Annotated in this window: 18 protein-coding genes and 1 pseudogene; 14 read left to right on the plus strand and 5 right to left on the minus strand. The window is 68.7% G+C overall.

Annotated features, from left to right (window positions below):
* Positions 1-49: 49 nt before the first annotated feature.
* Both TSO352_RS23710 and TSO352_RS23715 read right to left on the minus strand, forming a co-directional pair.
* Complete coding sequence (locus TSO352_RS23710) at positions 50-2,020, minus strand: long-chain fatty acid--CoA ligase (RefSeq protein WP_199231703.1); 1,971 nt, start codon at positions 2,018-2,020, stop codon at positions 50-52.
* Positions 2,020-2,919 (minus strand): ABC transporter ATP-binding protein, encoded by a 900-nt coding sequence (locus TSO352_RS23715; protein WP_199231704.1) that lies wholly within the window; start codon positions 2,917-2,919, stop codon positions 2,020-2,022. The genes TSO352_RS23710 and TSO352_RS23715 overlap by 1 nt, the downstream gene beginning before the upstream one ends.
* Before the next feature lie 197 nt (positions 2,920-3,116).
* Between TSO352_RS23715 and TSO352_RS23720 the strand changes: the two genes are divergently transcribed.
* Both TSO352_RS23720 and TSO352_RS23725 read left to right on the plus strand, forming a co-directional pair.
* On the plus strand, positions 3,117-4,838 hold the full coding sequence (locus TSO352_RS23720) for an AMP-binding protein (protein ID WP_247872352.1): 1,722 nt from the start codon (positions 3,117-3,119) through the stop codon (positions 4,836-4,838).
* Between the two features lie 84 nt (positions 4,839-4,922).
* Positions 4,923-5,495, plus strand: a complete 573-nt coding sequence (locus tag TSO352_RS23725; protein ID WP_109109628.1) for a TetR/AcrR family transcriptional regulator — start codon at positions 4,923-4,925, stop codon at positions 5,493-5,495.
* On the opposite strand, the gene TSO352_RS23730 is transcribed toward TSO352_RS23725, so the two are convergent.
* The 3 genes from TSO352_RS23730 to TSO352_RS23740 form a co-directional block, all read right to left on the minus strand.
* Positions 5,483-8,446: a methyl-accepting chemotaxis protein gene (locus TSO352_RS23730; protein ID WP_109109629.1), complete on the minus strand. Its 2,964-nt coding sequence runs from the start codon at positions 8,444-8,446 to the stop codon at positions 5,483-5,485. The two genes, TSO352_RS23725 and TSO352_RS23730, sit on opposite strands and share 13 nt — an antisense overlap.
* A gap of 273 nt (positions 8,447-8,719) precedes the next feature.
* Positions 8,720-9,214, minus strand: a complete 495-nt coding sequence (locus TSO352_RS23735; RefSeq protein WP_109109630.1) for an Lrp/AsnC ligand binding domain-containing protein — start codon at positions 9,212-9,214, stop codon at positions 8,720-8,722.
* 130 nt (positions 9,215-9,344) lie between these two features.
* Entirely contained in the window at positions 9,345-10,340 is a 996-nt protein-coding gene (locus TSO352_RS23740; protein WP_109109631.1) for a bile acid:sodium symporter family protein, read from the minus strand.
* 319 nt (positions 10,341-10,659) lie between these two features.
* On the opposite strand from TSO352_RS23740, the gene TSO352_RS23745 reads away from it, so the two are divergent.
* From TSO352_RS23745 to TSO352_RS23800, 12 genes and pseudogenes are all read left to right on the plus strand, one after another.
* The gene (locus TSO352_RS23745; RefSeq protein WP_109109632.1) at positions 10,660-11,832 is read left to right on the plus strand and encodes an isovaleryl-CoA dehydrogenase; all 1,173 of its coding nucleotides are present in this window, start codon (positions 10,660-10,662) and stop codon (positions 11,830-11,832) included.
* A gap of 84 nt (positions 11,833-11,916) precedes the next feature.
* The gene (locus TSO352_RS23750) at positions 11,917-13,101 is read left to right on the plus strand and encodes an acetyl-CoA C-acyltransferase (protein WP_109109633.1); all 1,185 of its coding nucleotides are present in this window, start codon (positions 11,917-11,919) and stop codon (positions 13,099-13,101) included.
* Between the two features lie 166 nt (positions 13,102-13,267).
* Entirely contained in the window at positions 13,268-14,401 is a 1,134-nt protein-coding gene (locus TSO352_RS23755; protein ID WP_109109634.1) for an acyl-CoA dehydrogenase family protein, read from the plus strand.
* 22 nt (positions 14,402-14,423) lie between these two features.
* Positions 14,424-16,031: a carboxyl transferase domain-containing protein gene (locus TSO352_RS23760; RefSeq protein ID WP_109109635.1), complete on the plus strand. Its 1,608-nt coding sequence runs from the start codon at positions 14,424-14,426 to the stop codon at positions 16,029-16,031.
* Positions 16,032-16,042: 11 nt separating this feature from the next.
* Positions 16,043-16,825, plus strand: a complete 783-nt coding sequence (locus tag TSO352_RS23765) for an enoyl-CoA hydratase/isomerase family protein (protein WP_109110840.1) — start codon at positions 16,043-16,045, stop codon at positions 16,823-16,825.
* 6 nt (positions 16,826-16,831) lie between these two features.
* Positions 16,832-18,835 carry an acetyl/propionyl/methylcrotonyl-CoA carboxylase subunit alpha gene (locus tag TSO352_RS23770; protein WP_109109636.1) on the plus strand — a complete coding sequence of 668 codons (2,004 nt, stop codon included), beginning with the start codon at positions 16,832-16,834 and terminating at the stop codon, positions 18,833-18,835.
* 2 nt (positions 18,836-18,837) lie between these two features.
* Positions 18,838-19,737 (plus strand): hydroxymethylglutaryl-CoA lyase, encoded by a 900-nt coding sequence (locus TSO352_RS23775; protein ID WP_109109637.1) that lies wholly within the window; start codon positions 18,838-18,840, stop codon positions 19,735-19,737.
* A 124-nt stretch (positions 19,738-19,861) separates the two neighbouring features.
* Entirely contained in the window at positions 19,862-20,167 is a 306-nt protein-coding gene (locus TSO352_RS23780; RefSeq protein WP_247872356.1) for a nucleotidyltransferase domain-containing protein, read from the plus strand.
* Complete coding sequence (locus TSO352_RS23785) at positions 20,164-20,559, plus strand: HEPN domain-containing protein (protein WP_109109639.1); 396 nt, start codon at positions 20,164-20,166, stop codon at positions 20,557-20,559. The genes TSO352_RS23780 and TSO352_RS23785 overlap by 4 nt, the downstream gene beginning before the upstream one ends.
* 698 nt (positions 20,560-21,257) lie before the next feature.
* Positions 21,258-21,947 carry a hypothetical protein gene (locus TSO352_RS23790; protein WP_109109640.1) on the plus strand — a complete coding sequence of 230 codons (690 nt, stop codon included), beginning with the start codon at positions 21,258-21,260 and terminating at the stop codon, positions 21,945-21,947.
* A gap of 28 nt (positions 21,948-21,975) precedes the next feature.
* Complete coding sequence (locus TSO352_RS23795) at positions 21,976-22,788, plus strand: response regulator transcription factor (RefSeq protein WP_109109641.1); 813 nt, start codon at positions 21,976-21,978, stop codon at positions 22,786-22,788.
* A pseudogene (locus tag TSO352_RS23800) lies at positions 22,769-23,522 on the plus strand (sensor histidine kinase); the annotation flags it as partial. The gene TSO352_RS23795 and the pseudogene TSO352_RS23800, both read left to right, overlap by 20 nt.

The following is a 23,522-nucleotide window of genomic DNA, read 5'->3' on the forward strand; positions in this document are numbered from 1 at the left end:
CTCCCGGGACGGGAGAGGGCAATGTTTGCGGTTCGCATCGCAGCCCTCCTCACGCCGCGACCGGCTGCGGCTTCTTCACCGCAACGGGCACGAGGTCGATGACGGTCAGCGTCGTGCGGATGCGCTGCTTGGTGCCGTCCTGGAAGGCGATCGTCGTGTCGACGTCGATCGTCGGCTGGCCGGCGTAGACGCTGTCGATGATGGTGCCGTACTTCTCGCCGATGACGCCGCGGCGCACCTTGCGGGTGCGGGTCAGCTCGCCATCGTCGGCGTCCAGCTCCTTGTAGAGCAGCAGGAACTTGGAGATGCGCTGGTACTCCGGCAGGGTCTGGTTGACCCGCTCGACCTCGCTCCGCAGCAGCTCGTACACCTCCGGCTTCGACGCCAGGTCGGAGTAGGTGGTGAAGGTGATGCGGTTCTTCTCCGCCCATTTCGACACGATGGGAAAGCGGATGCAGATGATCGCCGACAGATACTCGCGCTTGTCGCCCAGGATCACCGCCTCGGCGACATAGGGGCTGAACTTCAGCTTGTTCTCGATGTATTGCGGGCTGAAGCGGTCGCCGCGCGCGGTGGTGGCGATGTCCTTGATGCGGTCGATGATGACCAGATGGCCCTTCTTGTCGAAGAAGCCGGCGTCGCCGGTGTGCATCCAGCCGTCGCGCATGTCGGCGACGGTCGCGTTCTCGTTCCGGTAGTAGCCGGCGAACATGTTGGGGTGGCGGGTGACGATCTCGCCGACGCCGTTGTGGTCGGCGTCGATCACCTTCACCTCGATGCCGTCGTCGAACGGCACGCCGACGGTGTCGAAATCGACGTCGGTGCCGCGGTGGACGGTGTAGGCGCCCATCGTCTCGGTCTGGCCGTAGATCTGGCGCAGCGGCACGCCCAGCGCCTGGAAGAACTTGAAGGTGTCGGGCCCCAGCGCCGCGCCGCCGGTCGCCGCCGAGGTCAGGTTGGTGAAGCCCAGCCGGTCACGCAGCGCGCGGAACAGGATCCAGTCGGCCACGGTGGAGCGCTGCCCTTTCGCCAAGGCCTCCAGTCCCAGCTTCATGCCGAGATCGAACATCTTCTGCTTGAAGGGCGAGGCGTCCATCATGCGGGCGCGGACGTCGGCGGCGATCTGTTCCCACAGGCGGGGGGCGAACAGCACGAAGCTCGGCCCGATCTCGCGGAAGTCGTGCATCATCGTCTCGGCTTCCTCGACGAAGTTCACGCGCATCCGCGACACCATGCCCATGCCGACGGCGTAGACCTGCTCCATGATCCAGGACAGCGGCAGGACCGAGACATACTCGTCCTGCGGCCCCTTGGGATCGGCCGACAGGTAGCTGGCGACGTGGCGGATCAGCCGCCCGGCCGGCAGCATCGCCATCTTCGGGTTCGACGTCGTGCCGGAGGTGGTGCAGAGGATCGCCACGTCCTCTCCCCTGGTCTCGGCCACCAGACGGTCGTAGAGGTCGGGCTGCTGCGCGTGCAGTTCCTCGCCCAACCGGACCAGATCGGCGGCCGGCATCAGGCGCGGGTCGTGGTATTTGCGCATGCCGCGCGGGTCGGAATAGATGATGTGCTGCAGGGTCGGCAGCCGGTCGGCGAGGTTCAGCAGCTTGTCGACCTGCTCCTCATCCTCGGCGAACACCACCTTCACGTCGGCGTAGGTGATGAGGTAGGCCACCTCCTCGTCCAGCGCGTCGCGGTAGATGCCCAGGCTGTAGCCGCGGACCGCGTGGGTCGCGACCTCGCCCATCACCCAGTCGGGGCGGTTGTCGCCGAGCAGCCCGACCACCTCGCCCGGCACCACGCCGAGCTTGGTCATGCCGAGCGCGAAGGCGCGCACGCGGGCCTGGACGTCCGCCCAGGTGAAGGTGCGCCAGATGCCGAAGTCCTTCTCGCGCATGGCGATCTCGCCGCCATGCTCCCGCGCGTGCAGCGCGACCAGCTTCGGCAGCGTGTCGTTCACGGCCAGATCGGGAAGGATGGTCGGCGGAAGGGTGGATTCCGAACGGTTGGGCGGGGCCATCACGCCACCTCCTTGTGGGCGGGGGCGGCCGCGGCCGGCGCCTCTTCGTCGTCGTCCTCGCCCAGATAGGCGCGGCGGACGCGTGGGTTGGCCAGCACCTCGGCCGGCGCGCCCTCGGCGATCTTCTTGCCGAACTCCAGCACCATCACCCGGTGCGAGATGTCCATGACCACGCCCATGTCGTGCTCGATCATGACGACGGTCATGCCGAACTCCTCGTTGAGGTCGACGATGTAGCGGGCCATGTCCTCCTTCTCTTCCAGGTTCATGCCGGCCATCGGCTCGTCCAGCAGGATCAGGTCCGGCTTCAGCGCGATGGCGCGGGCCAGTTCCACCCGCTTGCGCAGGCCGTAGGACAGGGTGCCGGCGGTCGCCTTGCGGACATGCTGGATTTCGAGGAAATCGATGATCTCCTCCACCTCGCGGCGGTGGGACAGCTCTTCCTTGCGGGCGCCGCTCAGCCAATAGAGCGGGCCGGTCAGGAAGTTGTTCTTCAGCAGGTGGTGGCGGCCGACCATGATGTTGTCGAGCACGGTCATGTGCCCGAACAGCGCCAGATTCTGGAAGGTGCGGCCGATGCCGAGCGCCGCGCGGTGGTTCGGGGTCATCCCCGTCACGTCGCGGCCCTTGAAGAAGACCTTGCCATCCGTCGGCCGATAACGTCCGGAGATGCAGTTGACCATCGAGGTCTTTCCCGCACCGTTGGGGCCGATGATGGAAAACAACTCGCCCTTGCGGATGCCGAAGCTGACATCGGTCAGCGCATGGACGCCCCCGAAGCGCAGATTGACGCCCCGAGCCTCGAAAATAGTCTCCGCCTGGGATGCGTCGGCCGGGGCCGACGTGGTGGGGGACGCGTGGACAGGGCCGCGGTGCGGTGCGACGGGCGCGCCGGACATTTCCTCCTCCGTTGCTGTTGGTTCGGCGTCTCGGTTCAGAGCCGGCTCTTGCTGGCCGGTGAGGTCCATATTGTGGACCGCTCGTTGAGCAACTGTGGCACTATATACCGTGCTACCGTCTGTTATCAACACTGACATTCCGCCAGCGCATGTTTTTTGGCGCGACAAGGCGCCGCGTGGTCCATATGATGGACCCTATGACCCGCCACGCCGACATCACCGCTCCCGTCCCCGGCCCGACCGCCGCCGGCGGCACCCAGAGCCTGGAGCGCGCCATCACCCTGCTGCGGGCCGTCGCCGCCGCCGGGACCGACGGCGCACGGCTGGCCGACCTGATGACCGGCGCCGGCCTGTCGAAGGCGACCGCCCACCGGCTGCTGATGGCGCTGGCGCGCGACGGGCTGGTGGAGCAGGACACCCGCAGCAAGCGCTATCACCTGGGGCCCGATCTGGTGGCGCTGGGCGACCTCGCGGCGTTGCGCCACCGCCGGCCCGCCGCCCCTGCCCTGCCGTCACCACCGGAGGCTGCCGCGCCGCTCCCGGGCGCGCCCGAACCCGCCGCTGCGGAACCGGCGGTGCGGCCGTCGGCCTTCCTGCGGCCGGAATACCGCGGCGACTCCATCGCGCTGGCGACGCTGCTGTGCGACCGCCATGTCCGGGCCGCCGACGGCGCGCGGGCGGCGCTGCTGCACGAAAGCGTGGCGGGGCAGACCACCGAACTCAGCTTCGCCCGGCTGGCCCGCGATTCGGCGCGCTTCGCCACCGTGCTGGCCGGCATGGGGGTCGGGCCCGGCGACCGGGTGGCGGTGCTGCTGCCCAAGGGATCGGAGCTGCTGATCACCGCGCTGGCGATCTGGCGGCTGGGCGGTGTCTACATGCCGCTGTTCACCACCTACACCGCCTCGGCGGTCGCCTACCGGCTGACCGACAGCGACGCGCGGGCGATCGTCACCAACGGCTTCCTGCGCCGCAAGGTGCCGCGCGACAACAGCCGGCCGGTGGTGACGGTGGAGGGCGACGAGGCGTTCGGCCCCGACGCCGTGCCCTTCTGGTCTTCGCTGCACGAGGCGGCGCCGCGGACCGACGTCGCGCGCTACCGCGAGGGCGACGCCTTCGCCCTGATCTACACCTCGGAGTCCGAGCCGACGCCGCTCGGCGTGTCGCTGCCGGTCAAGGCGCTGTCGGGGATCGAGCAGTACATGCGCATCGGCCTCGACCTGCGCGACGACGACATCTACTGGAACATGGCCGATCCCGGCTGGGCCTACGGCGCCTATTACGGGCTGGTCGGGCCGCTGCTGCTGGGGCGCACGACGATCTTCTGCGACGGCCCCTACGACGTGCGCCAGGGCTACCGCATGCTGACCAAGTTCGGCGTCACCAACCTGACCGCGGCGCCGTCGCAGATCCGGGTGTGGCACGGCGCCGACCCGGCCGGCTCGCACCAGTTCGCGCTGCGCATCCTGTCGGTGGTGGGCGAGCCGCTGCCGCCAGATCTGATCGCCTGGGCCAACCGGACGGTGAAGGTGCCGCTGCTCGACCAGTATGGCCAGCGCGAGACCGGCATCTTCATCGTCAACCGCTACGATCCGGACGGCATGGAGGCGGCGGACGGCGAGGCGGCGCAACCGGCCAGCGGGTCGCTCGGCCGGCCGATGCCGGGGTTCCGCGTCGTCATCCTCGACCCCGACGGGCGGGAGGCGCCGGTCGGCGGCGCCGGCGAGATCGCCATCGACGTCGACCGCTCGCCGCTGTTCTGGTTCGAATCCTACGCCAACAACCCGGAGCGCACCGCCCGGCGCTTCCGCCACGGCCGGCGCTATTACCTGACCGGCGACTGGGCGTTCCTGGACGCCGACGGCAACATCCATTACCGCGGCCGGGCGTCCGACGCGATCCAGATGCAGCAGGGCGAATAGGCAGCGCCCCCGGTTTTCGGGTATAGATCGCCGGGCAGGCGCGGCCGACGGCCGTGCGGCGAGGAAAGCGGGCGAAGGACGGGGATGGAATCCAAGACGAAGAACCGCGAGTCCTGGCTGGCCGCCGCCTTCGCGGCGCTGGCCGAAGGCGGCGTCGACAAGGTGCGGGTGGAGCTTCTGGCCAAGACGCTGAAAGTCACCAAGGGCAGCTTCTACTGGCATTTCCGCGACCGGACCGAGCTGATGACCGCGCTGCTGGAGAGCTGGAAGCTCGGCCGCATCGCCGCCATCAAGGAACAGACCCGGCTGGACGGACGGCAGCCGGCGCAGCAGCTCCGCGACCTGCTGGCGCTCTACGGCGGCAGCAAGCCGCGCGGCATGGCGATCGAGCTGGCGGTGCGCGACTGGGCCCGGCGCGCGCCAGAGGCCCAGAGCGTCATCGCCGAGGTCGACCGCGAGCGTCTGCGCAGCGTCGCCGGGCTGTTCGCCGCGCTCGGCCTGCCGCCCGACCAGGCCTTCGCCCGCGCCTACCTGTTCTACGCCTTCGCCTTCGGCCAGGGCCTGCTGGCCCCCGGCGCCGCCGCCGACCGGGGCGACGCCGTGCACGCGATCTGCGCCGACGTGCTGGTGCCGAACGCCCCGGCTTACGGCGTGTAGGCCAGCCGCAGATTGCCCCAATGGCGGCCGCGCACGATGATCGGCGCGTCGACCTCCTTCAGCCGCACCACTCTGCCGCCCATGTCGCGGCGGTAGGCCTGCAGCAGGAAATCCCGCGTGTTGCGCGCCGCCGCCAGACCGGAGCGGTCGGCGAAAACGCGGCGGTTGCGGCTGTGGCTGGCGTTCCAGGCGGCGTCGCCCGGCCGCTGCGGTTCGGAGTAGCGGGCGTTGTGCGTCGGCAGATAACCGACGCCGTTGACCGCCGCGCAGAACTGGAAGCGCGGGTTGGACGCCAGCACCCGGTCCTGGATCGCCGGGAACAGCCGGTCGGTCAGCGCGGTGAAGGGGGCGAGGCACTGTTCCGGCTCGGTGCCGGGGATGGTGGTCAGCTCGGTGGAGAACAGCGCCTCCTCGCCGATGCTGCCCTGCGCCAGCGCGCCCTCCAAGGTCTGCGCCAGAGCTGCCGCGGTGTCCTGCGCCGTCTTGATGATGGCGGAATCGGCCGCGATCATCGCGTGGTAGAAGCGCTCCAGCCGCGCCGCCTGGTCGTCGGTCAACTCGTCGAAGGCCAGATGCAGGCCGAGGTCGCTGACGCCGGCGACGACGGCCGGCAGGTCGCCGGCATCGCGCAGCGTCACCGTCAGCCGGGCCTGCTCGGCCAGACCGGGCAGGCCTTTTTCGTCCACCAGCAGGCCGTCGAGCGACAGGTCGTGCATGGTGGCGCTCCGGCGGTCGGCGCCGATGGTCAGGCCGATCGGCTCTTCGCAGGGGATGCGGTCGGAGACGCGGCGGTCGCCGGCCACCGACTGGCGCAGCGCGATGACCAGCCGGCGCTTCAGGTCGGCCACCGCGGTCTGGGTGTCGGTCATGCGGCGGCTGACGTCGGTGGCGATGCCGGTGATCTCGTCGGTCTGGTCGCGGATGTGCAGGACGCTGCCCGACACCTGCGAGGCGCCGCCGGCCGAGTTGGTGGCGCTGCGCCCGATCTCGGCGTTGGCGGCGGACTGTTCCTCCACCGCGGCGGCGGTGGCGGCGGCGGCCTCGTCGATCTCCTCGATCACGGAAATGACGGTCTGGATCGAGGTGACGCTGCCGCCCACCGCATGCTTCAACTGGTCGATCTGGCGGGCGATGTCCTCGGTCGCGCGCGCGGTCTGGTTGGCGAGCTGCTTGACCTCGCTGGCGACGACGGCGAACCCCTTGCCGGCCTCCCCCGCCCGGGCGGCTTCGATGGTGGCGTTCAGCGCCAGCAGGTTGGTCTGGCCGGCGATCTCGTTGATCAGGTTGGCGACCTTGGCGATCTCCTCGGTCGCGAGTTCCATCTGGCCGATCGCGGAGGCGGAGCCGCGGGCGCTGTCGACCGCGCGGCGCGCCACTTCGCTGGATCGCACCGCCTGCCGCGCGATCTCGTGCCCGGCGGCGTTCAGCTCCTCCGTTGCGGCGGCGACCGACTGGGCGTTGGAGCTGGCCTGCTCCGACGCCGCCGACACCACCACGGTGTTCTCGCGCACCACGCCCAGCGCCTGCATCAGGTGCTGGATGCCGGCACCGGCGCGGTTCCCCGCCAGCTCGACGCCGATCCAGGTGGCGTCCAGGTCGCTTTCGATCGCTTCGCAGGTTTCCAGCAGGGCCTGACGGGTGATCGCCTTCTGCCGGACCTCCGTCTCCTGCTTTTCGTGCAGGCTATAGGCGATCTTGGCTTTCATGGCGTTCAGCTCCGCCGCGACACGCCTGAACTCCGGCACCTCGATCGGCGGCATCGCATCGGTGAAGGCGCCGAGCGCAATGCGCTCGAACATGCGTTCCAGCACGGTCAGCGGCCGGCGCACCGTCCGCAGCACCACCCAGCCGAACAGCCCGGCGAACAGGCAGCTCAGCAGCACCACGACGGCCATCTGGACGATGCGTCGCCCGTAATCGGTTTCCGCCCGGTCGAACTCCTCGCGCGCCACCCGGATCTGGAGGTCGAGCAGGGCTTCGGACACCGTGCGCAGGTCGGCGAAGACCGGCTTGACCGTGCCGCGCAGATGGGCGTCCAGCCCCGGCGCGTTGCCGCCCTTGGCCAGCGCCAGCGCCGGCTCGATCCCGGCCCTGACAAAGCTGCCGACCAGCGGCTTGAAGCGTTCGGCGAGCACCGCCTCGTCCGGGGTCAGGTAGGTGGCCAGATAGTCCGTCAGCAGACGCTGCATGACGGTGCCGTTGTCGGTGATCGCCGCCTCGACGGCGGGAAGGTCGGATACCGCCTTGCCCGCCTGCAGGTCGGCGGCGATGTCGCTCAGGCGCTGACGGCTGTCGCGGGCGCGATTCTGAATCTCGCCGATCTGGTAGGCCGGAACGGCGCGGTCCTCGTAGACCGTGCGCAGCGCCTGGTTGGACTCGGCCATGCCGTCCAGACCAAGCCAGCCGGCGAACAGCATCGCCAGGATCAGCGCACCGAACACCGCCGTCAGCCGGCCCGACAGGCTGGTCCAGGCCAGGATGGCGGCGCGGGCAGCCGGGCTGCGGTGGACCGTCGCACCTTCGGCCAGGACGACGGTCGAGCGGCCGTCGCGCATGGTGGCGTAGAGCCGCTCCGCCGCCGCCACCTCGTCGCGCGACGGTTTGGAGCGGATGGAGATGTAGCCGACGACGGCGCCCTTCTCGATCACCGGGGTGACGTTGGCGCGCACCCAGTAGAAGTCGCCGCCCTTGGTCCGGTTCTTCACCAGCCCTTCCCAGGGTCGCCCCCGCTTGACGGTCGCCCACAGGTCGGCGAACGCCTCCTTCGGCATGTCGGGGTGGCGGACGACGTTGTGCGGAGCACCGACCAGTTCATGTTCGTCAAAGCCGCTGATCTCGACGAACGCATGGTTCACGAAGGTGATGCGCCCGCCGGTGTCGGTGCGCGACACCAGCGGAAGCCCATCGGTCAGATGGACCTCACGGTTGGTGATCGGTGTGTTGACGCGCATGTTGCGGTTCCGCTCCAGCCATGGTCACGCAGGAAACGGTCTGATGCGGCGGCGAAACACCCACCCGTGTGCGACAGCATCGGGCGCGCACCAGAACCGACCATTGCGCTGCAAGGGCCATGCCGCACTGTTTTATCGGCGAACCAACGAGATTGCCGTCGGATCACCTCGGTTGCGCGTGAGAATGCCTCGGCTCTCTCGCAAATTGCGTCTGGAATCGACAATGGATGCCGCGATCGGCGCAAATCGCGATTTGCTTCACGGTCTGAACCGTCAACCGCGTGTCAAGCCGCCGGCCAGACCGTCCAGCGGGATGGCGGTGACGCTCTTCACCTCTTCCATCACCGCGTAGGTGTGGGTTTCCCGCACGCCGCGAGCGGTCGACAGCAGTTCGCCCAGGAACAGCCGGTATTCGTTCATGTCGCGCACGCGCGCCTTGACCAGATAGTCGAAGCCGCCGGCCACCATGTGGCATTCCATGATCTGCGGCATGCGCACGACCGTGGCCTTGAAGTCGTCGAAATTGTCGGGAGTGGTCCGGTCCAGCACCACCTCGACGAAGACCAGCATCCCGGCTTCCAGCCGATGGGGGTCGAGCAGGGCGACATAGCGCTGGATGATGCCGTCGCCCTGCAGCCGCTTCACCCGCTCCAGGCAGGCCGCCGGGCTGAGGTTGATCCGCCGCGCCAGCTCGACGTTGCTGAGACGCCCATCCTCCTGCAGTTCGCGCAGGATCTTGATGTCGGTCGGGTCGAGGCTGCGGTCCATCGGCGGCTCTGACTGTTGTTCGGCGAACGCCGCCCGGCATCGAAGAAACCCCAGGCCCTTGCGCCGAACCACCATATCATGGTCGGCAAGACCGCTTCCACTTCGAACTTTCCATGCCGCAGCCGATGGTTCAGGACGTCGCGGGCACCGCGTCCCTCGCCGCCCCCTCGTCGGCGTAGCGGCGGGCCAGGACGGCGCCGACCATCAGCTGGAGCTGGTGGAACACCATCACAGGCAACAGCACCAGACCGGCGGTGGCCGGCGCGAACAACACCCCCGCCATCGGCACGCCGCTGACCAGCGACTTCTTCGACCCGCAGAAGACGATCACCGCCTCGTCGGCGCGGGAGAAGCCCAGGCGGCGGCTGAGCAGCGTCGTGCCGACCAGGAAGACCGCCAGGATGGCACAATCGACCAGCACCACCATCATCAGCGCCGACGGCGGCACCTGATGCCACAGGCCGTTCGTCACAGCCTCGCTGAAGGCGATGTAAACCACCAGCAGGATCGAGCTGCGGTCGGTGAACTTCAGCATCGTCCTGTGCCGCGCCGCCCAGGCACCCACCCAGCGGCGCAGCAGTTGGCCGGCGGCGAACGGCAGCAGCAGCTGCGCCGCGATGGTCTGCAGCGACTCGAGCGACAGCGCGCCGCCCTGCACCTTCAGGAACAGCGCCACCAGCAGCGGCGTCACCAGGATGCCGGAGATGTTGGACAGGGTGGAACTGCACACCGCCGCCGCCACGTTGCCCCGCGCCATCGAGGTGAAGGCGATGGAGGACTGCACGGTGGAGGGCAGCAGGCAAAGGAACTGCACGCCGATGGCCAGCGCCGGCGGCAGCAGGCTGTGCGGCATCGTCTCCACCGCCAGCCAGCCGATCAGCGGGAAGGCGGCGAAGGTCAGCGCAAAGATCAGCAGGTGCAGCCGCCAGTGGGACAGGCCGGCCACCACCTCCTCGCGCGGCAGGCGGGCGCCGTGCAGGAAGAACAGCAGCGCGATGGCGCCCTCAGCCAGCCAGTGGACGCCCTGGGCCGCCACGCCATGGACCGGCAGCACGGTCGCCAGCCCAACCGTCGCCACCAGGGCCATGGTGAAGCCGTCGAGGTTCGGGCGGGGCACACGGATCATCGTCGGAGGCTCCTTCGGCGCCCCCAACGGAGCGACATATTATTGTGTATACCGTATCCATTATCTAGCACCGCATCGCAGCATCGTCAAAGCGCCAGGGCGTTGCGGCCGTCCAGTCGGGCCGCATGGCTGCGTTGAAACCTTTGCTTCTTTCGCGATCTTTCCACGATGCGGCATGGAATCCGCTGCAGCACCAATCCCTAATTTGTTGGGAGAGTCACGGATTTCCGGCGACCTCAGCTTGCCCCTTGCCTCCGCCGCAGCCATACGGTAACGTATGGTCAAAGAACGGATGATTTCCCAGGGGAGCGATACGCCCATGCTGTCCAACCAGTACCCGAGCCTGAATTTCGACCTCGGCGAATCGGCCGACATGCTGCGCGATTCGGTGCGCGCCTTCGCCGCGAACGAGATCGCCCCCCGCGCCGCCGAGATCGACCGCTCCAACGAGTTCCCGAACGACCTGTGGCGCAAGATGGGCGACCTCGGCATCCTCGGCGTGACGGTGGACGAGGAGTATGGCGGCGCCGGCATGGGCTATCTGGAGCATGTCGTGGCGATGGAGGAGGTCTCCCGCGCGTCGGCGTCGGTGGGCTTGAGCTACGGCGCCCACTCCAACCTCTGCGTCAACCAGATCCGCAAGAACGGCACCGAGGAGCAGAAGCGCCGCTACCTGCCCAAGCTGATCTCCGGCGAGCACATCGGCGCGCTGGCGATGTCGGAGCCGAACGCCGGCTCGGACGTGGTGTCGATGAAGCTGCGCGCCGACAAGAAGGGCGACATCTGGGTCCTGAACGGCACCAAGATGTGGATCACCAACGGCCCCGACGCCGACACGCTGGTGATCTACGCCAAGACCGACGTCAACGCCGGCCCGCGCGGCATCACCGCCTTCCTGGTGGAAAAGACCTTCAAGGGCTTCTCGGTGGCACAGAAGCTCGACAAGCTGGGCATGCGCGGCTCCAACACCGGCGAGCTGGTGTTCGAGGATTGCGAGGTGCCGGAGGAGAACATCCTGGGCGGCGTCGGGCGCGGCGTGAACGTGCTGATGTCGGGGCTGGATTACGAACGCGCGGTGCTGTCCGGCGGGCCGCTCGGCATCATGCAGGCCTGCATGGACGTGGTGATCCCCTACCTGCACGACCGCAAGCAGTTCGGTCAGGCGATCGGCGAGTTCCAGCTGATGCAGGGCAAGCTGGCCGACATGTACACCATCATGAACGCCGCCAAGGCGTATGTGTACACCGTCGCCAAGGCGTGCGACCGTGGCGAGACGACCCGCAAGGACGCCGCCGCCGCGATCCTCTACTCGGCCGAAAAGGCGACCTGGATGGCGCTGGAGGCCATTCAAACCCTGGGCGGCAACGGCTACATCAACGAATATCCGACCGGCCGCCTGCTGCGCGACGCCAAGCTCTACGAGATCGGCGCCGGCACCAGCGAGATCCGCCGCATGCTGATCGGGCGCGAGCTGTTCAAGGAAACGGCGTAAGCTCCGTTTCCCCTCGCTTTCCTTATCCCCTCTCCCCCCGGGAGAGGGCCAAGACCAGAGCATCGACGGAAAGGGACCGACCACATGACCTCAGACAGCATCGTCATCGCCGCCGCCGCCCGCACGCCGATGGGCGGTTTCCAGGGCGATCTCATGGGACTGACCGGCCCGCAGCTCGGCGCCGTCGCGATCAAGGTGGCGCTGGAGCGCTCCGGTCTGCCCGCCGACGCGGTCGACGAGGTGTTCATGGGCTGCGTGCTGTCGGCCGGCGTCGGCCAGGCTCCGGCACGCCAGGCGTCGCTGGGGGCCGGGCTGCCGAAGGCGGCGGGCTGCACCACCATCTCCAAGGTCTGCGGCTCGGGCATGCGGGCGGTGATGTTCGCCCACGACGTGATCAAGGCCGGTTCGGCCAAGGTGGTGGTCGCCGGCGGCATGGAGAGCATGTCGAACGCCCCCTACCTGCTCGACCGCGCCCGCGGCGGCTACCGCATGGGTCACGGCAAGGTTCTGGACCACATGTTCTTCGACGGGCTGGAGGACGCCTACGAGAAGGGCCGGCTGATGGGCACCTTCGCCGAGGAATGCGCCGGCAGCTACAACTTCACCCGCGAGGCGCAGGACGCCTTCGCCATCGAAAGTCTGAACCGCGCCCGCAAGGCGACGGAGGACGGCTCCTTCACGGCGGAGATCGCGCCGGTCCTGGTCAAGGGCCGCAAGGGCGACACGCTGGTCGACAAGGACGAGCAGCCGGCCAAGGGCGACCCCGCCAAGATCCCGACGCTGAAGCCGGCCTTCGCCAAGGACGGCACGGTGACGGCGGCCAACGCCTCCTCGATCTCGGATGGCGGTGCGGCGCTGATCGTCACCACCCGCAGCGAGGCCGAGAAGCGCGGCCTGCGCGTGATCGCCGAGATCAAGGGCCACGCCAACCACGCCCAGGCCCCGGCGCTGTTCACCACCGCGCCGGTCGGCGCGATGCGGACGCTGTTCGAGAAGACCGGCTGGTCCGCCCGCGACGTCGACTTGTTCGAGATCAACGAGGCGTTCGCGGTCGTTACGATGGCGGCGATGCGCGATCTGGACCTGCCGCACGACAAGGTGAACGTGCATGGCGGCGCCTGTGCGCTCGGCCATCCGATCGGCGCGTCGGGCGCGCGGATCATCGTGACGCTGCTGGCGGCGCTGGAGAAGTACGACCTGAAGCGGGGTGTTGCTTCGCTGTGCATTGGTGGTGGCGAGGCAACCGCGATTGCGGTGGAGCGGGTGTAAGGGGGGGGCCATTGCCCCCTCCCTAACCCTCCCCCGCTTCGCGGGAGAGGGAACTCCGCTGTACTCCCGCAAAGCTCCTACCCCCTCTCCCGCCGAAGGCGGGGGAGGGATGGGGAGGGGGCACAGCACGCCACCAACAAAGAACCATCGCCCGAGGAAACGCCCGATGCACCTGACCGAAGAACAGACCATGGTCCGCGACATGGCCCGCGCCTTCGCGCAGGACCGCCTCGCGCCGACCGCCGCCGAGCGTGACCGCACCGGCGCCTTCCCCAAGGCGGAGCTGGCCGAGATGGGCGGGCTCGGCCTGATGGGCATGCTGGTGCCGGAGGAGATCGGCGGCGCCGCCACCGACCATGTCGCCTACGCGCTCGCCATCGAGGAGATCGCCGCCGGCGACGGTGCGGTCTCCACCATCATGAGCGTCCACAACTCGGTCGGCTGCATGCCGATCCTGAAGTTCGGCAGCGACGCCCAGAAGGACCGTTTCCTCAAGCCGATGGCGCGCGGCGAAATGCTGGGCGCCTTCTGCCTGACAGAACCGCAGGCGGGATCCGACGCCTCGGCGATCAAGACCCGGGCGCGGCGCGACGGCGACCATTGGGTGCTGAACGGCACCAAGCAGTTCATCACCTCCGGCTCGCAGGCCGACATCGCCATCGTCTTCGCGGTCACCGACCCGGCGGCCGGCAAGAAGGGGCTGAGCGCCTTCATCGTGCCGACCGATACCCCCGGCTACCAGGTGGCGCGGACCGAGGAGAAGCTGGGCCAGCACTGCTCCGACACCTGCCAGATCATCCTGGAGGAGTGCCGGATCCCCGCCGACCTGATGCTCGGGGCCGAGGGCGCCGGCTACAAGGTGGCGCTGGCGAACCTGGAAGGCGGGCGCATCGGCATCGCCAGCCAGTCGGTCGGCATGGCACGCGCCGCGCTGGACCACGCCGTCCGCTACGCCCAGGAGCGCCAGAGCATGGGCGTGCCGATCATCCAGCACCAGGCGGTCGCCTTCCGGCTGGCCGACATGGCGACCCGGGTGGAGGCGGCGCGCCAGCTCGTCCTGCACGCCGCATCCTTGCGCGACGCCGGGGTGCCCTGCATGAAGGAAGCGGCGATGGCCAAGCTGTTCGCGTCGGAAATGGCGGAGAAGGTCTGCTCCGACGCCATCCAGGTCCATGGCGGCTACGGCTACCTCAAGGACTTCCCCGTCGAGCGCATCTACCGCGACGTGCGGGTCTGCCAGATCTACGAAGGCACCAGCGACATCCAGCGGCTGGTGATCAGCCGCGCGCTTGTTCAATAAGAAAACCGGGAGGGTGACGGGCATGACCGTCCTGAAGAGCGCCATCAACGCGCGCTCGGCCGAGTTCCAGACCAACGCCGACGCCATGCAGGCGCTGGTCGCCGACCTGCGCCGGAAGGTTGCCGCCATCCAGCAGGGCGGCGGCGCGAAGGCGCGCGACAAGCACCTCGCCCGCGGCAAGCTGCTGCCGCGCGAGCGCATCCGCCAACTGCTCGACGTCGGCTCGCCGTTCCTGGAGCTGTCGCAGATGGCGGCGCACGAGGTGTACGAGGACAACATCCCGTCCGCCGGGATCATCACCGGCATCGGCAGCGTCGCCGGCCAGGAATGCATGATCGTCGTCAACGACGCGACGGTGAAGGGCGGCACCTACTACCCGCTGACGGTCAAGAAGCACCTGCGGGCGCAGGAGATCGCCCAACAGAACAACCTGCCCTGCATCTATCTGGTCGACAGCGGCGGCGCCAACCTGCCGAACCAGGACGAGGTCTTCCCCGACCGCGACCATTTCGGCCGCATCTTCTACAATCAGGCCAACATGTCGGCCGAGGGCATCCCGCAGATCGCCGTGGTGATGGGGTCCTGCACCGCCGGCGGCGCCTATGTCCCGGCGATGTCGGACGAGGCGATCATCGTCCGCAACCAGGGCACCATCTTCCTGGGCGGCCCGCCGCTGGTGAAGGCCGCGACCGGCGAGGTGGTGACGGCGGAGGATCTGGGCGGCGCCGACGTCCATTCCCGCACCTCCGGCGTCACCGACCATTACGCGATGAACGACGCCCACGCCTTGGCGACGGCGCGCCGGGTGGTGTCGAACCTGAACCGCGCCAAGCACATCGACCTCGACCTGCGCGAGCCGGAAGAGCCGGTCTTCGACCCGCGCGAACTCTACGGCGTCATCCCCAGCGACGCGCGCAAGCCCTTCGACGTGCGCGAGGTCATCGCCCGGGTGGTCGACGGCTCCCGCTTCGACGAGTTCAAGCCGCTCTACGGCACGACGCTGGTCACCGGCTTCGCCCACATCCACGGCTACCCCGTCGGCATCATCGCCAACAACGGCATCCTGTTCAGCGAATCCGCGCTGAAGGGCGCCCATTTCGTCGAGCTGTGCTGCCAACGCCGCATCCCGCTGGTCTTCCTGCAGAACATCACCGGCTTCATGGTCGGGCGGAAGTACGAGGCCGGCGGCATCGCCAAGGACGGCGCCAAGCTGGTCACCGCCGTCGCCTGCGCCCGCGTGCCGAAATTCACCGTCATCATCGGCGGCAGCTATGGCGCCGGCAACTACGGCATGTGCGGTCGGGCCTACAGCCCGCGCTTCCTGTGGATGTGGCCGAACGCCCGCATCTCCGTCATGGGCGGCGAGCAGGCGGCCGGCGTGCTGGCCCAGGTCAAGCGCGACGCGATGGAGGCCCAGGGCAAGGACTGGTCGGCCGAGGAGGAGGAGGCGCTGAAGGCCCCGATCCGCCAGAAGTTCGAGCGGGAAAGCCATCCCTATTACGCCAGCGCCCGGCTGTGGGACGACGGCATCATCGACCCGGCCGACACCCGCATGGTGCTGGGTCTGGGGCTGTCGGCGTCCTTGAACGCGCCGGTGCCGAAGACGCCCTTCGGCGTGTTCCGGATGTGATGGAGGCGACCATGAGCGACATCCTCATCAACGTTCAGGACACCGGCGTCGCCACCGTCACCATGAATCGCGGCGACGTCCACAACGCCTTCAACGAGCAGGTCATCGCCGACCTCACCTCCGCCTTCCGCCAAGTGGGCGAGGATCCGGCGGTGCGCGTCGTGCTGCTGCGCGGGGTGGGCAAGAGCTTTTCGGCCGGGGCGGATTTGTCCTGGATGAAGAAGATGGCCGGCTACTCGCGCGAGGAGAACCTGGCCGACGCCATGGGCCTCGCCACCATGCTGCGGACGCTGGACGAATGCCCGAAGCCCACGGTCGCCGTGGTGCAGGGCCCGGCCTTCGGCGGCGGCGTCGGCCTCGTCTCGGCCTGCGACATCGCCATCGGCGTGGAGACCGCCACCTTCGCCCTGTCGGAGGTGCGGCTCGGCATCATCCCCGCCGCCATCAGCCCCTACGTCATCGCCGCCATCGGCGAGCGCGCCTGCCGCCGCTACTTCCTGACCGGCGAACGCTTCAGCGCGGCGGAGGCCCACCGCATCGGCCTGCTGCATGAGCTGACCACCGCCGACGGGCTGGAAGAGGCGGTGGCGAAGACGGTCAAGAACCTGATGGACAGCGCGCCCACGGCGGTCACCGCCGCCAAGGAGCTGATCCGCGCCGTCGCCCGCCGTCCGCTGAGCGACGAGGTGGTGCGCGACACCGCCGATCGCATCGCCCGCCAGCGCGCCAGCGCCGAAGGCAAGGAGGGCGTCGGCGCCTTCCTCGACAAACGCACCCCGTCCTGGCGGAGCTGACCCAAAATGTTCGACAAGATCCTGATCGCCAACCGCGGCGAAATCGCCTGCCGGGTCATCCGCACCGCCCGCCGGATGGGCATCCGCACCGTCGCCGTTCATTCGGAGGCCGACGCCAAGGCGATGCATGTCCAGATGGCCGACGAGGCCGTCTGCATCGGCCCGGCCCCGGTCGGCGAAAGCTATCTGCGCGGCGATGTCATCCTCGACGTCGCCAAGCGCACCGGTGCCCAGGCCATCCACCCCGGCTACGGCTTCCTGTCGGAGAACGCCGGCTTCGCCGCCGCCTGCGCCGAGGCCGGCGTCGTCTTCATCGGCCCGCCGATCGACGCCATCCGGGTCATGGGCTCCAAGGCCGAGTCCAAGCGGCTGATGGCCAACGCCGACGTGCCGCTGGTGCCGGGCTATCACGGCACCGACCAGGACTTCGCCACCCTGTCGGCGGAGGCCGAGCGCATCGGCTATCCGGTGCTGGTCAAGGCGTCGGCCGGCGGCGGCGGCAAGGGCATGCGTGTCGTCCGCGCCGCCGGTGAACTGGCCGACGCGGTCGCCGGCGCCCAGCGCGAGGCCAAGGCCGCCTTCGGCGACGACAGCCTGCTGCTGGAGAAGTATCTCGGCCGGCCGCGCCACGTCGAAATCCAGGTCTTCTGCGACACCCACGGCAACGGCGTCTATCTGTTCGAGCGCGACTGCTCGGTCCAGCGCCGCCACCAGAAGGTGATCGAGGAGGCGCCGGCCCCCAACCTGCCCGACGACCTCCGCCGCCGCATGGGCGAGGCCGCGGTGGCCGCCGCCAAGGCGGTGAACTATGTCGGCGCCGGCACCGTGGAGTTCCTGTACGAGGATGGCGGCTTCTACTTCATCGAGATGAACACCCGCCTGCAGGTGGAGCATCCGGTGACCGAGAAGATCACCGGCCTCGATCTGGTCGAGTGGCAGTTGCGTGTCGCCGCCGGGGCCGAACTGCCGTTGCGCCAGAACCAGTTGATCCGCCGCGGCCATGCCTTCGAGGCGCGGCTGTACGCCGAGGATCCGCAGCGCGACTTCCTGCCCGCCATCGGCAAGCTGGTCCGCCTGCGCCCGCCGGCTGAGAACGACCATGTCCGCGTCGACACCGGCGTCCGCGAGGGCGATTCGGTGACGATGTACTACGACCCGATGATCGCCAAGCTGATCGTCTGGGACGAGGACCGCGACAGCGCGCTGCGCCGGCTCCGGGTGGCGCTGGCCGCGTATGAGGTCGTCGGCGTCACCACCAACGTCGGCTTCCTCGGCGCCATCGCCGGCCATCCGGCCTTCAAGGCGGTCGAGATCGACACCGGCTTCATCGAGCGCCACCGCGCCGACCTGCTGCCGCCGCCGGCCCCGGTGCCGGACAGGGCGCTGGCCGCCGCTGCCCTGTCGGTGCTGCTGAAGCGCCGGGCGGAGGCGCAGGCCGCGCTGCGCGCCCGCTCCGACCGCCACTCCCCCTGGCTGCTCGCCAACGGCTGGCGCCTGAACGAGGAGAACCATTACGACCTGCGCCTGATGGACGGCGAGACGGCGCGCGAGGTGACGCTGCACTTCCGCAGTGATGGCTATGAGGTCGCGGTGGACGGCGGCGCGGCGATGCCGGTGAGCGGCGTCGGCTTCGACGACGGCACGCTGACGGCGACGCTGGACGGCGTGCGCACCCGCGCGACGGTGGTGCAGCAGGGGCTGGACATCACCGTGCTGATTGACGGCGCCGTGTCCCGCCTGACGCTGGACGACCCCAGCGCCCGCGCGGCGGAGCAGGAGGGCGGCAGCGGCCGTCTGACCGCCCCCATGCCGGGCACCGTGGTCCGCGTGCTGGTCGAGCCGGGCCAGACCGTGGAGGCCGGCGCGCCGTTGATGCTGCTGGAGGCGATGAAGATGGAGCACACCATCAAGGCCCCGGCCGCCGGCACCGTCAGCGCGGTGAACTTCGCGGCGGGCGACCAGGTGTCCGAAGGCGTCGACCTGCTAGTCCTCGACATCGCGGAGGCGTGACGATGCAACTGCCCAACGTCGTCCGCATGGTGGAGGTCGGCCCGCGCGACGGCCTCCAGAACGAAAAGACCATGGTGCCGACCGCGGTGAAGGTGGAGCTGGTCGACCGCCTGTCCGCCGCCGGCCTGGGCGTGGTCGAGGCGGCCAGCTTCGTCTCGCCCAAATGGGTGCCGCAGATGGGCGACAGCGCCGATGTGCTGGCCGGCATCACCCGCAAGCCCGGCGTCCGCTACGCCGCCCTCACCCCCAACCTAAAGGGGCTGGAGGGCGCGCTGGCGGCCAAGGCCGACGAGGTGGCGGTGTTCGGCGCCGCCTCGGAGAGCTTCAGCCAGAAGAACATCAACTGCTCGATCGCCGAGAGCCTGGACCGCTTCGCTCCCGTGATGGAGCGGGCCAGGGCGGAAGGCCTGCCGGTGCGCGGCTACATCTCCTGCGTGCTGGGCTGCCCGTACGAAGGCGAGATCGCGCCCAAGGCGGTGGCCGAGGTGGCGGAGCGGCTGTTCGCCATGGGCTGCTACGAGATCTCGCTCGGCGACACCATCGGCACCGGCACGCCGGCCAAGGCGCAGGCGATGATCACCGCGGTGGCGGAGCGGGTGCCGATGGACAAGATCGCCGTCCATTTCCACGACACCTACGGGCAGGCGCTGGCCAACATCCTGGCGGCGTTGCAGATGGGGGTGGCGGTGGTCGACAGCTCCGTCGCCGGGCTCGGCGGCTGCCCCTACGCCAAGGGCGCCTCGGGCAACGTGGCGAGCGAGGACGTGCTGTACATGCTGAACGGCCTTGGCATCGAAACCGGGGTCGATCTGGACAGGCTGATCGCGGCCGGTGCGTTCATCAGCGACGCCATCGGCCGCCCCACCGCATCGAAGGTGGCCCGCGCTCGTGGTTGTGCGTGAGGGGCCCTTCGCGGCGGGAAAGGGCCGTGCCCGCAGGGGTGCGGCCCTTTCGTGCTTGTGGGGGTTCGGCAGGCCACTGGCTGGAAAATTCTCGGATCCGTGATACTGTCCCACCATGGCTTGCATGGATCCCATCCTGGCTCGCTTCCGCGCCGATCTGGACCGGGCCTACGGCCGCCGGTTGGAGAAAGTTGTGCTGTTCGGGTCGCGCGCCCGTGGGGACGCCCGTCCCGATTCCGACTATGACGTCGCCGTCTTCCTGAAGGATCTAACGGATCGTTGGCGCGAGGCCGACCGGATCGCCGGGATCGCGTCGGAAGTCCTGGACGACACGGGCGCGGTCATCCACGCCATGCCCTACCGGGTCGACGCCTATGTCGAACGCACGCCGCTGATGCATGAGATCCGGCGGGAGGGACGCGAGCTGTGACGCCGGAGGCCGCCGGATACCTCGACAAGGCGCAACGCTGCCTGGGCTATGCGCGCGTCAACCTGGGTGTCGATCTGGGAAACGACGCCGGCCGCAACGCCTATCTGGCGGCCTTTCATGCAGTCCAGGCCCTCATCTTCGAAAGAACCGGGCGGGTCGCCAAAACCCATCAGGGCGTTCATGCCGAATTCAGCCGGTTGACGAAGGACGATCCGTCCATCGCTCCGGAGCTTCGACTCTTCCTATCCCAGGCCTACAACCTGAAGGCCGTTGCCGATTACGAAATGGGACCGGACGCCGAAGTGCCGGTCGAGCATGCAGCGGCCGCCCTCACCACCGCCGAACGCTTCGTCGCCCTGATCAGCGGACACGTGCAGGACGTCAATCGGTAGCGTCACCCACCCCCGGGCCAAGCGCGCATTTCGAGGAAGGTCGCCTACCAAATTGTTTGCGCAACGAACTTGACGCCCTGGCGAAACGGGAGCAGGCTGGTCCGCGTGATGGATGGTGCCGAAAATGCATTGTTCCCACGACGCCGACCGGTCTGACTGACCGGCCGGAACCACGGCTGGAGTTCCAGAGGCAACGACGTGGGCCGCCATCGTGCGCGCCTTTACATGACTGTTGCCCGTCCGGCTGAGCGGCGGCGGAGCCATACCCGGGTGGCTCCGCCGCCGATTGTTTTTTTGGCGCCGTTTTTTGAACCTCCGCCATCGGCTGGCCATTTTTCCCCCTCACCGTCCCGCCCCGAAAGGCAGCCCGGAACCCTGGGCCCTCGTCATCACGTGTGGCCGGTCGTCCGAGTGAACCTTGCCAAATTGCATACCACTTTTGAGCAAAATCGGCGGGATCGATGCGGGATTCGACCGGAAATCAAACGAAAATCTGCAAAATATCGGTACGTTTTCGCAAAATGGGGGTATCGGTTGTGGCTTTAACGCGCCATTAACCAGACTGGATTGAGTTTAGGAGCATCAGACGCGGCCAACTCCAACCCACAGGCGAAATTGACTTCGCAGAAGATGGAAAAGGCCGCTCCTGTGTTAACGTCGTTGCACCCGACTTTCTTGGATTTGAAAGGCTCGCCCCTATGACCGTGCCGGGAGTCCTCCGCGATGTGGCGCAGGTTGGCGCCACCGCCGCCACCCGCGGCCGACACGCGGGCCTTCTGGTGGCGGTCCTGCTGCTGGCCGGTTGCCCCGGCAACACGATGGCGCCCGGCTGGGGCGGTCCGGACGTGACGGCGTCCAACCCGAACAACCGGTCCATGGTGCCGCCGGTGCCGAAGCCGAAACCCCGCAAGATTCCCGAAGCCGCCGCGCCGGCACCGGCGCTGCCGATGCCGCAACCGGGGGCCCCGGTCACCTCGACCGACCTCGCCTCCACCGGTCTGGCCTCCGTCGGCCAGACCAGCGCTCCCCTTCCGGCCGTGGCGATGGCCCCGGCGGACCCGGCGGGCGCGGTCCAACCCACCCCGATCGCAACCTCCAGCGCCGACCCCGACACGCTTGTCGGGCTGGACGAAGTCCAGACTCTCCACCTCCTGGGGTCACCCGTTGCACGGGAAGAGGCGCCGCCCGCCAAGATTTGGCGGTACGCCAAGGGCGATTGCACCCTCAAGGTCTTCTTCTTCATGGATATGACCTCGTCCCAGGACTTCCGCGCCCTCTCCTACGACATGAAGAGCAGCCAAAATGTCCCTGACGCCGACCATCGATGCTTCGCCCAGCTCCTCACTCAAGCTGACAGCGGGCGGCCTGCCCGGCCAAACCTTCAGTAAGGGGGAGTCGAACAAGGGAATGTCCGCAATGACCGAACCGACCATTGCCCGCATCGCTCTGGTGGACGACGACGATCTGTTCCGCGAGTCGCTCAGCCTCAACCTCGGCGACGAGGGATACGAGGTCATCACCTTCGACCGCGGCGAGCCGGCGCTCGATTTCTTCGCGGCCGGCGGTGCGGTCGACATCGTCCTGCTGGACTGGCGCATGCCCAAGCTGGACGGCATCGACGTGCTGCGCCAGATGCGTGCCCGCGGCATCGACGTGCCGGTGATCTTCCTGACCGTCCTGTCCGACCAGATTTATGAAGAGGCGGCGCTGGCCGGCGGTGCGCTGGACTTCGTGGAGAAGTCGCGCAGCCTGTCGATCCTGCTGAAGCGCATGCGCCTCATCCTGGACGGCACCAAGGGCGCGACCGAAGAGGCCGACGCCGCCGGCAACACCGCCGTGCATTGCCTGGGCGAACTGGAGCTGCGGCTCGACAACAGCCGCGCCTTCTGGAAGGGCAAGCGCATCGACCTGACGCTGACCGAGTTCAACATCGTCAAGCTGATGTCGACCCGCCCGGAGGAGGACGTCTCCTACCGCGAGATCTACGACCTCGTCCACGGCAAGGGCTTCGTCGCCGGCTACGGCCCGTCGGGCTACCGCGCCAACGTCCGCGCCTTCATCAAGCGCATCCGCCAGAAGTTCCGCTCCGTCGACGCCGGGTTCGGCTGCATCGAGAACTACCCGGGCTTCGGCTATCGCTGGGGCAAGGGCGGGAACGCGGCCAACCAGGGCCGCGACGAGGATGGACTGGGCGAGGACATGCTGATCGATGGCGCTGCTGCCGACTGACCTTGCGTTGCGGGCGCCCCGGCGGGCGTCCGCACGCCTGCTCTGGCTGTGGCGCTCGATGGCGAGCCGCCTGCTGCTGCTCACCCTCGTCTTCATTGCAGTCCCGGTCCTTCTCTACGACCAGTTCCAGCGGGCCGACGAAGCCACGCAGCAGCTTCTGCTGAAAAGCGCCCAGCGCCAGGGCGAGTTGATCGCCCGGGCGCTGGAACCCGAACTGCTGGGCGTCGACCGCACCGCCCTGCCCAGCCTCGGCGGCGCGCTGGCCCGCTTCGGCGACGACCGCACCCGGCTGAAGCTGCTGGTGCGGCCGCGGGTGTCGGTGAGCGGTGGAACCGCGGCGACCGCCAACGCCGCCGCCAACCCGGCGGCCGCCAGGACCGGACCCGAACCCTTCTTCTACGTCGCCGCGGCGCCCAGCCTGTCGACCGCGGACATCGACGCCGAACGGCGCCTGCTGCTCGAACAGGGCGTGCTGGACCGGCTGGGGTCGAGCTGCGCCGGCAACGCCACGCTGGCGATGCGCGTCCCCCACGCCGAGGGTGGCGAGGAGGTCCTGTCCTCCATCACCCCGATCAAGACCAGCTTCGGCTGCTGGGCGCTGGTGACCAGCCACGCCACCGAGGCCTACATCTCCTCCTCGCTCGGCCGGCCCTATTGGAGCACGCCGGCGGTCCAGGCCGCCGCGGTGATCTATCTGGCGATGGCCGCGCTGGTGCTGGCGGTGCTGGCTGGGG

It is taken from the genome of Azospirillum sp. TSO35-2 (assembly GCF_003116095.1).
GTDB lineage: Bacteria > Pseudomonadota > Alphaproteobacteria > Azospirillales > Azospirillaceae > Azospirillum.